Origin of the sequence: Blautia sp. DFI.6.71 (assembly GCF_020593585.1) — a bacterium.
GTDB lineage: Bacteria > Bacillota > Clostridia > Lachnospirales > Lachnospiraceae > Blautia_A > Blautia_A wexlerae.
In genome coordinates this window covers 1-237 of sequence record NZ_JAJDMJ010000211.1, presented here as the reverse complement: position 1 = coordinate 237, position 237 = coordinate 1, and the positions used below count along the sequence as shown (strand labels likewise).

The following is a 237-nucleotide window of genomic DNA, read 5'->3' as shown; positions in this document are numbered from 1 at the left end:
ATGAAAGATATTTTGCCATACAGTCAAACTGCTTATCAATCAGCTCATACTGGATACTGTCTACGGGAGAACCACCTACAACAATCGTGCCCACTTTTTTATTTTTTAACTGCAATCCACGGCAGTAGCACTTATCAATGACTAATTTCAATTGTGCTGACATTCCCCACCAATAAACTGGCGTAGCAAAAAGAATCATATCTGCGGCAGCAATTTTATCAATGGTAGAATTTGTAT

1 protein-coding gene is annotated in these 237 nt (G+C 38.0%); it reads right to left on the bottom strand.

Features of this window, described 5'->3' with window-relative positions:
• Positions 1-237 (bottom strand): flavodoxin family protein (locus LJE12_RS19910; RefSeq protein WP_227292451.1); only part of this gene is annotated, 237 nt, incomplete at both ends.